The organism is Streptomyces sp. NPDC037290 (assembly GCF_055603245.1).
On the sequence record NZ_JBVJVZ010000016.1, the window covers coordinates 64,652 to 78,008 of the forward strand.

Below are 13,357 nucleotides of genomic sequence, written 5' to 3' on the forward strand. Positions count from 1 at the left end.
CAATCGAGGTATGAGCGTCCACCGGAACGCACGGTGCCGGGGACCGTACGGCGGTGAAGGCGACCTGGCCGACGGCACGGACTGCTCGGACCCGGCGGTCTTCGAGGTCGCCCGCTACCAGCTGCCCCCGCTCCGCGTCTGCCCGGTGCACCTCGGGCCCTCGCTGCTGATGGCGAGCAAGGTGCTGTGGCCGCCGGAGATCAGGCTCATCGGCCGGCTCTGACACCAACTGTTCTCCCACTGTTCCCGTAAGCGGCATACTGACCCATCCTTGACCTGGGCATGACCTTTTCCTGGTTCCCGGCACTGGCGGGCACGAGCACGATCTACGCGGGTAGCCTCCGCACGGCACGCGCACAGAACCTCCTCACCCCAGCCCCTCCAGGAGCCTTGAATGCCCCTCAGTCCCATGAACCGCCGGGAGTTCGTGAAGAAGTCGGCCGTCACCGGTGCGGCCGTCGCCGCTGCGGGGACCGTCGCGGCGGCTCCCGCGCAGGCGGCCGGGCAGAAGCCGGACTGCCACCCCCGCACCTGGTCGTTCTCCATCCTCGGCACGACCGACCTGCACAGCCACGTCTTCGACTGGGACTACTACAAGGACGCCGCCTACAGCGACAAGGCCGGCAACTCGGTCGGTGTCGCGCGCGTGGCCACCCTCATCAAGCAGCAGCGCGAGGCGAAGGGCGAGGACCACGTCCTCCTCGTCGACGCCGGCGACATCATCCAGGGCACCTCGCTCGCCTACTACTTCGCCCGCGTCGACCCGATCACGGGCACCGACGGCAAGAAGGGCCCCAGGCACCCGATGGCCGTGGCCATGAACCACATGCGCTACGACGCCGCCGCCCTCGGCAACCACGAGTTCAACTACGGCATCGAGACGCTGCGCAAGTTCGAGAGCCAGTGCCACTTCCCGCTGCTCGGCGCGAACGCGCTCGACGCGAAGACGCTCCGGCCGGCCTTCCAGCCGTACACGGTCAAGCGCATCCGCGTCCCCGGCGCGCCCGACATCAAGGTCGGCATCCTGGGCCTCACCAACCCCGGAATCGCCCTGTGGGACAAGGACAACGTCAGCGGGAAGATGGTGTTCCCGGGCCTGGTGGAGCAGGCGAAGAAGTACGTGCCGCGCCTGCGCGCGCTCGGCTGTGACGTCGTCTTCCTCACCGACCACTCGGGTCTGGACGGCTCCTCCTCGTACGGCGACGAACTCCCGTACGTGGAGAACGCGTCGAACCTGGTCGCCGAGCAGGTGCCCGGCATCGACGCGATCCTGGTCGGCCACACCCACGTCGAGGTCCCGTCCTACACGGTGAAGAACGCGGAGACCGGCGAAGAGGTCCTGCTCTCCGAGCCGTACTGCTGGGGCTACCGCCTCAGCGTCTTCGACTTCGAGCTCGAACTGCACCACGGCCAGTGGAAGGTGACGAGCAAGAAGGCGCAGACCCTCAACCCCAACACCGTGGACGAGGACCCGGAGATCAAGAAGCTCCTGGAGGCCGACCACGAGCTGGTGGTGAAGTACGTCAACACGGCGGTCGGCACCTGTACGGCGGACCTGTCGGCGGCGGACTCCTGCTGGAAGGACGTCCCCATCATGGACTTCATCCACAAGGTCCAGATGGAGAGCGTGAAGGCGGGCCTGTCGGCGGCGGACGCGGCGCTCCCCCTGGTCTCGGTCGCGGCCCCCTTCTCCCGCACGGCGGACATCCCCCAGGGCAACGTCACCATCAAGGACATCGCCGGTCTCTACATCTACGACAACACCCTGTACGGCAAGAAGCTGACGGGCGCCCAGCTTCGGGACTACCTGGAGTACGGGGCGAAGTACTACCACCAGGTCCCGGCCGGCACGAAGGTGGACACGGCCACTCTCACGAACGCCAACAACTTCTGGGACTACATGTACGACACGGCCGCGGGCGTCGGCTACGACATCGACATCGCCCAGCCGGAGGGGTCCCGGATCAAGAACCTCACCTACAACGGCGCCCCGGTCGCCGACGACCAGGTCTTCGTCGTGGCGGTCAACAACTACCGTGCGAACGGCGGTTCCGGCTACCCGCACATCGCCTCGGCGCCGATCGGGTACAGCTCGACCAACGAGATCCGCCAGCTGATGATCGACTACGTGACCGCGAAGAAGACCCTCGACCCGGCCGACTTCGCCGTCACCAACTGGAAGCTGACCCAGGTGGGTACGCCGGTGTTCTGACCGGTGGCCGCCGGGTGCACCCGGCGGCCACCGGCTCGCCGTGGTTCAGCGGACGTCGACGAAGTCCTCCGCCGAGCGGGCGGCGAAGTGGGTGCCGTTGCCCGCGTAGGCGACCACCCAGGTGCCGTCCCGCTTCGCCGTCGGCTTGGCGGTGAAGCGCCCGGTGCTGTCGGTGACCGCCGTGGTCACGGTGGTCCAGGTGGAGGAGCCCACCGGCCGGAACAGCAAGGCGACCCGCTGGCCGCCGTACGCCTTCCAGGCCGAGGTGTGGTGCTGGAGCACCCCCGTCACGGTGAGGGTCCTGCCCTTGGTCGCGGGCTGCGGGGTGATCTTCAGCGAGATGACCCGGCTGTCGGTCCGGGCCTGCCTGACCGCGCCGGTGACCTGGTCCTGGTAGGCGGAGGAGGCCCGGTGGTGCGCGCGGTACCAGCCGGAGGTGCGGTTGCTCGCGTGGACCGTGAAGGAGCCGTCGGCCGCGGCCGTGCCGGTGGCCACGCGGCTCCACCCGGTGTGCCCGTCGGCCGAGTACTCCAGGTCCACGGCCTCGCCGCCCGGCCGGGGTGAGTGGCTCATGGTGGGGGCCAGCGCTCCGACGGCGGTGACCTTGCGGTCGGCGCCCAGCGTGGCCTTGAACCCGCTGATGGTCAGCGGCATCTGCACCTGCTGGGCGACGTCGGCCCAGCCGTCGGTGAGGTAGGGGGATTCCGCCGGCGTGTGGACCGTGAAGGTGCCCGGCCGGCTGACGGCGATCTGCACGCTGTAGGAGCCGTCGGCGCCGGTCACCGCGGTGGCGCGGGCCGCCGGGACCTGGTCGCCGCCGTCGTCGTAGGTCACCGTGACCGTGCGGCCGGGCAGGGGGTGCGCCGCGTACGGGCTGACGTTCTCCGTCCAGGTCGCCGTGCCGGAGACGGTGACCGTCGAGCCGGAGCGCACCGGGGAGGCGGACGCCCGGGGGGCGAGGGCGACACTGCCGCCGACCGCTGCGAGGTAGGGCGTCAGCCTGCAGTAGCTGCTGCCCTTGACCTGCGCCGCCGGAGCGGTGCCCGGGCCGGCGGTCACCATGACCGAGGTCACCCCGGCCACCGTGATCGCCGTGCTGAACGTGCCGTCGGCGGCGAGCGGGGTGTCCGTGGTGTTGTTCTCCGGGTCGTTCGGGTCCTGCCAGCTCACCCTCGCGCGCCCGGCGTACGGATGCAGCTGCCCGGTACCGGGGTCGCGGCCCAGCACGGTGCCGGAGACGGTCACCGTGCGGTGGTCGACGTCGGTCGCGGCCCGGTCGGTGCGGGCCGTCTGCACGACCGGCTGGACGGTGTAGTCCACCGTGCCGTTGAGCTGCGTGTCCATGCCCGGGTGGCCGATGGCCGGGGCCAGGACGTAGGCGGAGTAGGTGCCGAAGGCGTCGAGGTGGATCGGCCCGTCGGTCTGCCAGGTGTTCGGCGCGCCGGTGGGCACCCAGGTGACCGGCACGGTCCACGGGCCGACGTACAGGTCGGCCGGCAGGCGGTTCTGGCTGGTGTCCAGCGTGAGGACCACCACGCCGCGGTTGTTCGCCAGGCTGTGGAGGGCCCCGGTCTGGGGCGTGGAGTCGTTGGCCGAGGAGCAGCCGGGCACCGTGGCGGTCGCCCCGGACCGCGGCGTGGCCGCGGTCGCGGCCGTGGCCGCGGTGGCGGTCAGAAGGGCGGCCGCGAGCACCGCCGTCACGTTTCTTCGTACGTAGGTCTTCGTCACCTGATCGATGATGACCGTGTGTCAGTCACATGATCGGATGATGTGGGGAAGTTGTGGCCGAGGTGTGACGACGGTGGAGCGGTCAGCTGAAGACGATCATCGAGCCCTGGGCCAGGGAGCGGGTCGCCGCCGCGTGCAGGCCGAGCCACACGTGCCGTTCGCGGGCGAAGGGACTGGGGTCGTACGGGGCGGGGACGGCCGGTTCCTCCAGTTCCGTGGGGGCCACGGGGGGCGCCGGGGCCGCCGGGGGGTTGGCCGGGTCGATGCCGATCGTCGGGGCGACGTACTCCAGCTCGCGCAGCAGCGTCTGGGAGGAGCCGAGCGGGCCGCCGCCCGCGAGGAGTTCGTCGTTCGAGAGCGGGTCCGGGAAGTCGACCGGGACGTACGCGCCCGCGTGGTCGTAGTGCCAGACCAGGTGCGACTGCTGGGCCGTGGACTCGAACATCTCCAGCAGTTGTTCGTAGTCGCCGCCCAGGTCGTCCACCGGGGTCACCGGCAGTCCGCAGACCTGCAGGAGGTACGCGCGGCGGAGGAAGTGGAGGGCGTCGTAGTCGAAGCCCGCCACGGGCGCGACCTCGCCGGACAGGCCCGGCATGTACTGGTACACCGGCACCGGCGGGAGCCCGGCCGCCGCCAGTGCGTTGTTGTACTGCGCGAGTTCCTCGGCGAACGGGTTGTCCGGGGTGTGGCACAACACGTCCACGAGCGGTACCAGCCACAAGTCACAGGCCAAAGAGGGCTCCTCACACACAGAAGGTGGTCAGGGAAGGCTACCGGTCACCTACCCGTTGGTCAGGTGTTCCATCAGCGCCAGTGAGTGGGCGTTGGCGTCGGCGACGATCGCGCGGGCGGTCTCGGCCTCGCGGCGGGCCAGCGCGTCCACCAGGTCCGTGTGCCCGGCCCACAGGCGGCCGCGCAGGTCGGGCAGGCGCAGCAGGTGCTGTACGGCGCACACCCAGGACTGGACGCGCAGGCGGTTGAGGAAGTCGCCGAGGTAGGGGTTGCCGAACAGGGCGCTCAGCTCGCGCCAGAAGCGGAGGTCGTAGCCGATGAGGACCGTGAGGTCGCCGGCCGCCGCCGCCCGTGCGGCCTCCTCGCCGCGCCGGCGCACCGTGGTCAGCGCGGCCGTCGTACGGGGGTCCTGCGGCGGGGTGCGGAACGCCGGGTGGCCGGTGGTCAGGGCCTGGAACATGCCGTCGGTGACCAGGCTGCGGGCCTCGATCATGTTGCGGTAGTCGCTGACGGAGTACTCCGGTACCCGGAAGCCGCGGTGCTGGTCGGCCTCCAGGATGCCCTGCGCGGACAGGTCGACCAGCGCCTCGCGGACGGGGGTGGCGGAGACGCCGTACTGCTCGGCGATCTCCTTGACGGTGAACGCCCGGCCCGGTCGCAGCCGCCCCGCCAGCACCTCGTCACGCAGCGCGTCCGCGATCTGCTGGCGCAGGGTGCTGCGGGTCACGGCGCCGGTGCCGGGCATGGGCGGGGTCTCTCCTCACGCGTCGGGTGACGTGCTCGTGCGTACCCGCGATCCGTGATCTGCGGTCTACGCGGGTATCCATGTCTTACGAGCACGTCACCTTACGCGTTCGGATCCGCCCGGCGGCAGGTGCGGTACGGCTACACGGTGTGTTCGTCGGCCACGCCGAGCGCGGCGTCCAGGGCGGCGAAGCCCTCCTTCAGCTCGGCCTCGGTGACGTTGCACGGCGGCACCACATGGGTCCGGTTCATGTTCACGAAGGGCCACACCCCGTGCTTCTTCGCGGCGGCCGCGAACGCGGCCATCGGGGCGTTCGCCTCGCCGGCCGCGTTGTACGGCACCAGCGGCTCGCGGGTCTCGCGGTTCTTCACGAGCTCCAGCGCCCAGAACATGCCGACACCGCGCACCTCGCCGACGCTCGGGTGCCGCTCGGCCAGCTCGGCCAGGGCCGGGCCGACGACGCTCTCGCCGAGCCGCCTGGCGTTCTCGATCACGCCCTCCTCCGCCATCACGTTGATCGTGGCGACGGCGGCGGCGCAGGCCAGCGGGTGCCCGGAGTAGGTGAGGCCGCCGGGGTAGGGCCGCTTGCCGAAGGTCTCCGCGATCTCCGGTGAGATCGCGACACCGCCGAGCGGCACGTAACCCGAGTTCACACCCTTGGCGAAGGTCATCAGGTCCGGTACGACCCCGAAGAGGTCGGCGGCGAACCACTCACCGGTGCGCCCGAAGCCGGCCATGACCTCGTCCAGGATGAAGACGATGCCGTGCCGGTCGCAGATCTCGCGGACGCCGGCCAGGTAGCCCGGCGGCGGGACCATGATCCCGGCCGTGCCCGGGATGGTCTCCAGGATGATCGCGGCGACCGTGCCCGGCCCCTCGAACGCGATCGTCGTCTCCAGGTGCTCCAGGGCGCGCGCGGTCTCCTGCTCCTCGTTCTCGGCGTAGAAGCGGGAGCGGTACGGGAACGGCGCCCAGAAGTGGACGACACCGGCCGCGGCACCGTCGGAGGCCCAGCGGCGCGGGTCGCCGGTGATGTTGATCGCCTGCTGGGTGCCGCCGTGGTACGAGCGGTACGCCGAGAGCACCTTCGGGCGGCCCGTGTGCAGCCGGGCCATGCGCACCGCGTGCTCGACGGCGTCGGCACCGCCATTGGTGAAGAAGATCTTGTCCAGGTCGCCGGGGGTCCGCTCGGCGATCAGCCGGGCCGCCTCCGAGCGCGCCTCGATCGCGAAGGCGGGGGCGAAGGTCGTCAGCTTCGCCGCCTGCTCCTGGACGGCCGCGACGACCTTGGGGTGCTGGTAGCCGATGTTCGTGTAGACGAGCCCGCTGGTGAAGTCCAGGTACCGCTTGCCGTCGTAGTCCCAGAAGTACGACCCCTCGGCGCCGGCGACGGCGAGCGGGTCGATGAGGTCCTGCGCGGACCAGGAGTGGAAGACGTGCGCGCGGTCCGCGGCCTTCACTGCGGCGCCGGCGTCGGGGTTGGGCTGAGGGGTCATGCGGGCGAGCGTAAATGTCCGCGATGCGGAAGGGATATCGGCGTCTTGTTCTGTGGACGGGGGGAATCCGCGACAGGTTGTCGACGGGGCGGGCAGGAGCGGGCGTGCTCGGCGCCGGCGGCCTGCGCATCAGCCCGGCCTGGCCCCCGAGCCCGTTACGGAACCGTGTACGGCGGGCCGCGCGACTCTCTTCAGGGCCGGATTATTCTCGGTCTGCCGCACACGTATGCGCGGTGCGGGTGGGCGTGGGGGAGGCGGGGCGGTGATGGAGAAGCCGACGGCGGGGGATCCGCGGCACATCGGCGGCTACCGGCTGCTGGCGCGGCTGGGTGCGGGCGGCATGGGGCAGGTGTATCTGGCCCGGTCGGACCGGGGCCGTACCGTCGCCGTGAAACTGGTGCGTGAGGAACTCGCCGCGCAGGAGGAGTTCCGGGCGCGGTTCCGGCAGGAGGTGCAGGCCGCGCAGCGGGTCGGCGGGTACTGGACCGCGCCCGTCCTGGACGCCGACACCGAGGCGGCGGTGCCGTGGGTGGCCACGGGGTACGTCGCCGGGCCGAGCCTGCAGCAGGTGGTCGGACATGATCACGGGGCGCTGCCGGAGCGGTCCGTACGGATCCTGGCGGCCGGGCTCGCGTACGCCCTGAAGGACATCCACGCGGCGGGGCTCGTGCACCGGGACCTGAAGCCGTCGAACGTGCTGGTGACGATCGACGGGCCGCGCGTCATCGACTTCGGAATCGCGCGGGCGCTGGAGACGTCCACGCTCGGCGGGGAGGGGCTGACGCGGGCCGGGGCGCTGGTCGGGTCGCCGGGGTTCATGGCGCCCGAGCAGGTGCGGGGGGACCGGATCACGCCGGCGTGCGACGTCTTCTGCCTCGGGTCCGTGCTCGCCTACGCGGCGACCGGGGTGATGCCGTTCGGGACCGCCGGCAGCGAGGTGCACGCGCTGATGTTCCGGATCGCGCAGGAGGAGCCGGATCTGACGGGGGTGCCGGAGGGGATCGCCGACCTGGTGCGGGACTGCCTGCGCAAGGATCCCGGGGCCCGGCCCTCGCTGGACGCGCTGCTGGAGCGGACCGGGGCAAAGGACACGGTGGCCGAGGGGCGGTCCCGGGAACCCTGGCTGCCGGGCGCGTTGGTCGCTCAACTCGGGCGGCACGCCGTGCAGTTGCTGGAGACCGAGGATCCGGAGGGGGCGGGGCCCGGGTCCGGTGCGGATGCGGGCGGGCCCGGTGGGGAGGGGGCGCCGCCGGCCGGTGCGGGGGGCGGTGCTGAGGGGGTGCCCGAGCACGGCGCCGTCTCCGATGCCGTGGCGGGCGTGCACCAGACGCCCACCGTCGTGCCGGGGCAGACTCCGCCTTCGGTGCCTGCGACGGCTCCCGGGTTCGGGCCGGGGTATGCGCAGCAGCATCCCCAGCCGGCCGGGCAGCCGTATCCGCAGCCGCAGCCAGGCGGTGCGTACGGGTATCCGCAGCCGGGCGGCTCCTACGGGTACCCGCCGCCGGGCGGTGCCTACGGCTATCCGCAGACGGGTGGCTCCCATGGGTATGGGTATCCGCCCCAGTCGTACCACCCCCACGGCGGTGGGCTCGGGGCTGCGCAGCCGTACGGGGTGCCGCCGGTCGGTGGGGTGCAGGAGCCGGAGCGGCGCAGTGGGCGGTCCACCGCGCTGCTCGTCGTGATCGCGCTCGTGGTGGCGCTGGGCGCGGGCGGCTCGGTGTACGCGCTGATGAACGGCGGCGGTGGGCACAGCAAGGGGGACGGGGCGGTGAGTCCCACGTCCAGCGCCGGTACCGGGGCGGCGGCCGACCGTGACTCGGGGGCGCCCAGTCCCGCCGATCCGACGCCGTCCGCCTCCGCCTCCGCCTCCGCCTCCGCGGACGGGGTGGTGCCGGAGGCCTACCTGGGCACCTGGAAGACGACCATCGACAACGCCGGCGGGGGCAACACCCGCCAACTCACCATCCGGCAGGGCCAGGTGGGCGACAGCGTACTGACACTGGTGGCGGACGGGCCGACGGACGGCGGTGGGACGTACCACTGTGTCTTCGAGGCCGCGCTCACCCAACAGCCCCAAGCCGACGGGCCGTTGGAGATCGGGCCGTCCATCGTCACCAGCGGTGAACCCGCCTCCTCCTGCACCCCGGGCGAGGCCACCGAGGTCACCCTGCTGCCGGACGGCAGGCTGAAGCGCGCGAAGGCGGGTGGTGGGGAGAGCCTGACGTACACCAAGCAGTAATCGACAGCGACCGGTCGTACGTCGGGCTCAGCGCGGCTCCGGTGGCCGCTGGCGCGGCATGTTCGGGCGGGAGCCGTTGGCCGGCGGCAACGGGAACCGGCCCGCCGAGGTCCCCGCCTCCTGCCGCGGTACGTACGCCGCCGCCGCCTGGATGCCCAGCGGTGCGGACCCCGTGCGGAACTCCACCATCCAGTCGGTCGTCTCCGTGCGGACCAGCTCCGTGACGTCCTCGGCGAAGCGCCGCAGAACCCCCAGGCACCGCTCGGCGGCCTCCCCCGCCGTGCCCTCCGCCGGGCCCAGCACCTCCCGGATGCTCTCGGAGGCCCAGTCGAACTGCAGCGCCTGCAGGCGCCGCTGCACCGCCTGCGCGGTGGCCACGTCGCGCATCCAGCCGGACGTCACGCCGAAGCACCGGTCGACGCCGACGCAGGCGACCGCGAGCAGCAGCGCCACGCAGCCCCAGGGCGCCACCCCCTTGGCGGCTCCCGCGAGGTCCAGCAGAGGCAGTGCGGCACCGGTCACCGCGCCCGCCGCCGCGCCGGAGCGCAGGGCCCGCGCGCCGCGCCGCTTCCACATCCGGTCCCGCAGATACCAGGACGCCGTCTCCAGCGCCCCGCGCTCCACCCATCGGTACAGCTCGTCGAGCCGCTCGGCGGGCTCGCCCCAGTCCCCGAGGGGAAAGGGCCGCCCGCTCAGATCGCCCGGCCGCAGCCCGGCCGCACCCTCGCCCCGCCCGTCCTGTGGCGGACCCTCGGGCTGCATCTCCGGCTGACCCACCCGGCACTCCCTACTGATCACGACTGGGCTGATCACGACTGGTCACATTGCGTGACATTCCATGACGACGAGCGGCACCCTTCCTACCGCCCAATGGGTGGCGGAGTGGACGCTTTCCCGGCTTTTCCGCCCGGAAGAGGGCCTTGATCAGGTATAGGCCTGCCGTCTTTCTCACTCGAAAGAGTGGCGGGGCGACGGGGACGCGGACCACGTAGGCTCGTGCCCAAGGAGAAGAACGTAGAGGAGCTGATCGTGATCCCCGGTGGTGGCCAGCCCAACATGCAGCAGTTGCTCCAGCAGGCCCAGAAGATGCAGCAGGATCTGCAGCGGGCGCAGGAGGAACTGGCGAACACGGAGGTCGACGGGCAGGCGGGCGGCGGTCTGGTGAGGGCCACCGTGACCGGCGCCGGCGAGCTGCGCGCCCTGAAGATCGACCCGAAGGCGGTCGACCCCGAGGACACCGACACCCTCGCCGACCTGATCGTGGCGGCCGTACAGGCGGCCAACGAGAACGCCCAGACGCTCCAGCAGCAGAAGCTCGGCCCGCTGGCCCAGGGCCTCGGCGGCGGCACGGGCATCCCCGGTCTGCCGTTCTGAGGCCGGGCCAACTACCGTACGTACCGAAAGGTCTCCAGGAAGGGCAGTCCGGTGTACGAAGGCGTGGTCCAGGACCTCATCGACGAGCTGGGGCGGTTGCCCGGCGTCGGTCCCAAGAGCGCGCAGCGGATCGCCTTCCACATCCTGCAGGCCGAGCCGACGGACGTGAAACGGCTCGCGCAGGCGCTCCTGGAGGTCAAGGCGAAGGTCCGCTTCTGCGCGACCTGCGGCAACGTGGCGCAGGAGGAGCTGTGCAACATCTGCCGTGACCCGCGTCGCGACCCGTCGGTCATCTGCGTGGTCGAGGAGCCGAAGGACGTCGTCGCCATCGAGCGCACCCGCGAGTTCCGCGGCCGTTACCACGTGCTCGGCGGCGCCATCAGCCCGATCGAGGGCGTGGGACCCGACGACCTGCGTATACGAGAACTTCTCGCGCGGTTGGCCGACGGGACGGTCACGGAGCTGATCCTGGCGACGGACCCCAATCTGGAGGGCGAGGCCACGGCCACCTACCTCGCCCGCATGATCAAACCCATGGGCCTGAAGGTCACCCGCCTGGCCAGCGGCCTCCCGGTGGGTGGCGACCTGGAATACGCGGACGAGGTCACCCTCGGCCGCGCCTTCGAGGGGAGACGACTCCTAGATGTCTGACGCCACACTGCACGACTCGACGCAGAACCCGGACGATTTCGTGGTCCAGATCGCGGACCAGGTCGAGAGCTTCCTGGTGGCCGTCACCGAGGTGGCGAAGGGCGACGAGCCGGGCTCGACGGTCCCCTTCCTCCTCCTGGAGGTCTCCCAGCTGCTGCTGGCCGGCGGCCGCCTGGGCGCCCACGAGGACATCGTCCCCGAGGAGCGCTACGAGCCGGACACGGGCCCGGACGTGGACGTGGACGCCCTCCGGGAGAACCTGGCCCGCCTGCTGGAACCGGTCGACGTCTACTCCGAGGTCTTCGACCCGTACGAGCCCCGCAAGGCCCCGGTCCCGGCCCGTATCTCCGACGACCTCGCCGACGTCATCACCGACCTGCGCCACGGCATGGCCCACTACCGCGCGGGCCGCACCACGGAGGCCCTGTGGTGGTGGCAGTTCTCCTACTTCTCCAACTGGGGACCCACGGCCTCCGCCGTCCTGCGGGCCCTGCAGTCGGTCCTCATCCACGTCCGCCTCAACCAGCCCCTGGAGGAACTGGACGGCCTCGACACCGACCAGCCCGCCATCGGCGACGAGACCCTGGAGTTCGAGGCGGGCCGGGTCATGGCCGAGGAGATCGGCGGTCCGCTGGGGATCCGTCCGGGGAAGTGACCGCGAGCAGCGCCTCCGCGTCGACGTACGGCGCGGTGGGCGTGGGCTCGCTGTACCAGCGCAACGGCCAGGTCTCGCCCTCCAGCGCGGGGACACCGACGTACGTGACGGCCGTGCGGTCGATCCGCCGCCCGAAGTACTGCACGCCGAGCGGCCAGTCGTAGCGGTGTACGACGCCGGGCGCCAGCAGGAAGTACACCCACCGCGCCCCGCCGCCGCCCGCGCACACGATGGGCCCCGCGTCATCGCTCCGCTCGATCAGCGAGTCGGCGACGGCCTCGCCCCATCTCCCCTCGATCCGCACGGCGTCGAAGTGCACGCCGGCGACGCGGAGTCGGTGCCCGCTGACGGGGACCCAGGGGGGCCGGTGAATTCCGTTGGTCATGGTCACACGGTGCCGCCGGGGTGGCTACCCTCGGTAGTGACCGCGGTGATACACGGCGGGATGTACCGGTCGGAGGTGCGTACGGTGTCCCAGTCGCCGCCCATGTGGCGCTTCAGCGGCAACCAGATGAAACGCTGGCGCACGAAGGCGAACGTCTCTCGCGAGGAGTTGGCCGCCGCGTCGAACTACTCCCCGGACACCATCAAGGCGATGGAACAGGGGGTGCGGATGCCGACGCCCCGAGTCCTGGACGTGGCGGATGAGTTGTGCCGGGCGGAGGGGTTGCTGAGCGCGGCGAAGGACTACTTGAGCAGGGAGAAGTTCCCGCCGAGGGCTCAGGAGTTCATGGAGCGGGAGAGGGAGGCGATCGGTCGCTGGTCGTACGAGATCGCGCTGGTCCCGGGGCTGTTGCAGACCAAGAACTACGCACGGGCATTGATCGAGAGCCGCTACCCACCCCTGGACGAGGAGACGGTGGAGCAGCGCATCGAGGCTCGCATGGAACGGCAGGCAATTCTTACCGAGCGGAAGCCTCCAGTGGGCTTGAGCTTCGTCCTCTATGAGGCGGTTCTGCGCAGTCCCCATGTGGGCACCGAACAACTGCACCGCTTGCTGGAAGTGTCCCGTCTGAGGAACGTCGAGTTGCAGGTGCTGCCCTTCGAACGGGCCATCACCGCCGCGCTCATGGGACCCATGGTCCTGCTGGAAACCCGCGATCACGAGCAATTCGCCTTCACCGAAGGGCCGTTCGCCAGCGAACTGTCGGCTGATCCGGAGGTTATCGGCCGGGTGTCCGGGCGCCTTAGCATGATCCGCGCCCAGGCCCTCAGCCCTGCTGAGTCGGTCCGATTCATCGAGCGGACGGTGGACGAGCTATGAGTGACCAGCTGAAGTGGTTCAAGTCGACCTACAGCGATGATGAGGGGGGCGACTGCGTCGAAGTCGCCCCCACCCCCACCGCCATCCACATCCGCGACTCCAAGACGGCCCCCACCGGCCCGGAACTCCACCTCCCCGCCCCCGCCTGGTCCGCTTTTATTTCCGGACTTCTCCACAAAATCTGAACTTCAAGCCATCATGGCCGTATGACGGGGCAACAGAAGATTTTGATGTGGATCGGGATCGCACTGTGTGCCGCAG

Annotated in this window: 14 protein-coding genes; 8 read left to right on the plus strand and 6 right to left on the minus strand. The window is 71.0% G+C overall.

The features are described 5' to 3' along the window. Positions 1–10 precede the first annotated feature (10 nt). Together ACZ7HQ_RS35545 and ACZ7HQ_RS35550 are read left to right on the plus strand one after the other, a co-directional pair. On the plus strand, positions 11–223 hold the full coding sequence (locus tag ACZ7HQ_RS35545; protein ID WP_470999062.1) for a hypothetical protein: 213 nt from the start codon (positions 11–13) through the stop codon (positions 221–223). Between the two features lie 171 nt (positions 224–394). After that, positions 395–2,212 carry a bifunctional metallophosphatase/5'-nucleotidase gene (locus ACZ7HQ_RS35550; protein ID WP_470999064.1) on the plus strand — a complete coding sequence of 606 codons (1,818 nt, stop codon included), beginning with the start codon at positions 395–397 and terminating at the stop codon, positions 2,210–2,212. Positions 2,213–2,257: 45 nt separating this feature from the next. Here the strand turns inward: ACZ7HQ_RS35550 and ACZ7HQ_RS35555 are convergent, their stop codons facing one another. The 4 genes from ACZ7HQ_RS35555 to ACZ7HQ_RS35570 all read right to left on the minus strand — a co-directional run bounded on the left by ACZ7HQ_RS35555 (position 2,258) and on the right by ACZ7HQ_RS35570 (position 6,913). Next, complete coding sequence (locus ACZ7HQ_RS35555; RefSeq protein ID WP_470999066.1) at positions 2,258–3,940, minus strand: hypothetical protein; 1,683 nt, start codon at positions 3,938–3,940, stop codon at positions 2,258–2,260. Positions 3,941–4,022: 82 nt separating this feature from the next. After that, positions 4,023–4,673, minus strand: coding sequence for a hypothetical protein (locus ACZ7HQ_RS35560; RefSeq protein WP_470999068.1), 651 nt, complete (start codon positions 4,671–4,673; stop codon positions 4,023–4,025). Positions 4,674–4,721: 48 nt separating this feature from the next. Next, complete coding sequence (locus ACZ7HQ_RS35565) at positions 4,722–5,417, minus strand: GntR family transcriptional regulator (RefSeq protein WP_470999070.1); 696 nt, start codon at positions 5,415–5,417, stop codon at positions 4,722–4,724. 140 nt (positions 5,418–5,557) lie between these two features. Further along, on the minus strand, positions 5,558–6,913 hold the full coding sequence (locus ACZ7HQ_RS35570; RefSeq protein ID WP_470999072.1) for an aminotransferase class III-fold pyridoxal phosphate-dependent enzyme: 1,356 nt from the start codon (positions 6,911–6,913) through the stop codon (positions 5,558–5,560). A gap of 265 nt (positions 6,914–7,178) precedes the next feature. On the opposite strand from ACZ7HQ_RS35570, the gene ACZ7HQ_RS35575 reads away from it, so the two are divergent. Continuing rightward, a complete protein-coding gene (locus ACZ7HQ_RS35575; RefSeq protein WP_470999074.1) occupies positions 7,179–9,152 on the plus strand; it encodes a serine/threonine-protein kinase in 1,974 nt (657 codons plus the stop codon). 27 nt (positions 9,153–9,179) lie between these two features. Here the strand turns inward: ACZ7HQ_RS35575 and ACZ7HQ_RS35580 are convergent, their stop codons facing one another. Continuing rightward, positions 9,180–9,929, minus strand: coding sequence for an SLATT domain-containing protein (locus ACZ7HQ_RS35580; protein ID WP_470999076.1), 750 nt, complete (start codon positions 9,927–9,929; stop codon positions 9,180–9,182). 252 nt (positions 9,930–10,181) lie between these two features. Between ACZ7HQ_RS35580 and ACZ7HQ_RS35585 the strand changes: the two genes are divergently transcribed. Genes ACZ7HQ_RS35585 through ACZ7HQ_RS35595 form a run of 3 tightly spaced genes read left to right on the plus strand, consistent with a single transcriptional unit; the run spans position 10,182 to position 11,832 of the window. Beyond that, positions 10,182–10,526, plus strand: a complete 345-nt coding sequence (locus ACZ7HQ_RS35585) for a YbaB/EbfC family nucleoid-associated protein (protein ID WP_356301229.1) — start codon at positions 10,182–10,184, stop codon at positions 10,524–10,526. A 51-nt stretch (positions 10,527–10,577) separates the two neighbouring features. Further along, complete coding sequence (recR, locus tag ACZ7HQ_RS35590) at positions 10,578–11,177, plus strand: recombination mediator RecR (protein WP_031164801.1); 600 nt, start codon at positions 10,578–10,580, stop codon at positions 11,175–11,177. Beyond that, positions 11,170–11,832: a DUF5063 domain-containing protein gene (locus ACZ7HQ_RS35595; protein ID WP_470999078.1), complete on the plus strand. Its 663-nt coding sequence runs from the start codon at positions 11,170–11,172 to the stop codon at positions 11,830–11,832. Before recR ends, ACZ7HQ_RS35595 begins: the two co-directional genes overlap by 8 nt. Here ACZ7HQ_RS35595 and ACZ7HQ_RS35600 read toward each other — a convergent pair. Next, positions 11,783–12,217 carry a hypothetical protein gene (locus ACZ7HQ_RS35600; protein WP_470999080.1) on the minus strand — a complete coding sequence of 145 codons (435 nt, stop codon included), beginning with the start codon at positions 12,215–12,217 and terminating at the stop codon, positions 11,783–11,785. The two genes, ACZ7HQ_RS35595 and ACZ7HQ_RS35600, sit on opposite strands and share 50 nt — an antisense overlap. A gap of 102 nt (positions 12,218–12,319) precedes the next feature. Between ACZ7HQ_RS35600 and ACZ7HQ_RS35605 the strand changes: the two genes are divergently transcribed. Both ACZ7HQ_RS35605 and ACZ7HQ_RS35610 read left to right on the plus strand, forming a co-directional pair. Continuing rightward, complete coding sequence (locus tag ACZ7HQ_RS35605; protein WP_470999187.1) at positions 12,320–13,096, plus strand: helix-turn-helix domain-containing protein; 777 nt, start codon at positions 12,320–12,322, stop codon at positions 13,094–13,096. Further along, complete coding sequence (locus tag ACZ7HQ_RS35610; protein WP_470999082.1) at positions 13,093–13,281, plus strand: DUF397 domain-containing protein; 189 nt, start codon at positions 13,093–13,095, stop codon at positions 13,279–13,281. Before ACZ7HQ_RS35605 ends, ACZ7HQ_RS35610 begins: the two co-directional genes overlap by 4 nt. Positions 13,282–13,357: the final 76 nt, after the last annotated feature.

What these genes read in the sequence shown, in the direction of transcription:
- ACZ7HQ_RS35600 (WP_470999080.1), bottom strand. Translation starts at nt 12,217, where the DNA reads ATGACCAACGGAATTCACCGGCCCCCCTGGGTCCCCGTCAGCGGGCAC.
- ACZ7HQ_RS35605 (WP_470999187.1), top strand. Translation starts at nt 12,320, where the DNA reads ATGTGGCGCTTCAGCGGCAACCAGATGAAACGCTGGCGCACGAAGGCG.
- ACZ7HQ_RS35545 (WP_470999062.1), top strand. Translation starts at nt 11, where the DNA reads ATGAGCGTCCACCGGAACGCACGGTGCCGGGGACCGTACGGCGGTGAA.
- ACZ7HQ_RS35550 (WP_470999064.1), top strand. Translation starts at nt 395, where the DNA reads ATGCCCCTCAGTCCCATGAACCGCCGGGAGTTCGTGAAGAAGTCGGCC.
- ACZ7HQ_RS35595 (WP_470999078.1), top strand. Translation starts at nt 11,170, where the DNA reads ATGTCTGACGCCACACTGCACGACTCGACGCAGAACCCGGACGATTTC.
- ACZ7HQ_RS35570 (WP_470999072.1), bottom strand. Translation starts at nt 6,913, where the DNA reads ATGACCCCTCAGCCCAACCCCGACGCCGGCGCCGCAGTGAAGGCCGCG.
- ACZ7HQ_RS35565 (WP_470999070.1), bottom strand. Translation starts at nt 5,417, where the DNA reads ATGCCCGGCACCGGCGCCGTGACCCGCAGCACCCTGCGCCAGCAGATC.
- ACZ7HQ_RS35575 (WP_470999074.1), top strand. Translation starts at nt 7,179, where the DNA reads ATGGAGAAGCCGACGGCGGGGGATCCGCGGCACATCGGCGGCTACCGG.
- ACZ7HQ_RS35610 (WP_470999082.1), top strand. Translation starts at nt 13,093, where the DNA reads ATGAGTGACCAGCTGAAGTGGTTCAAGTCGACCTACAGCGATGATGAG.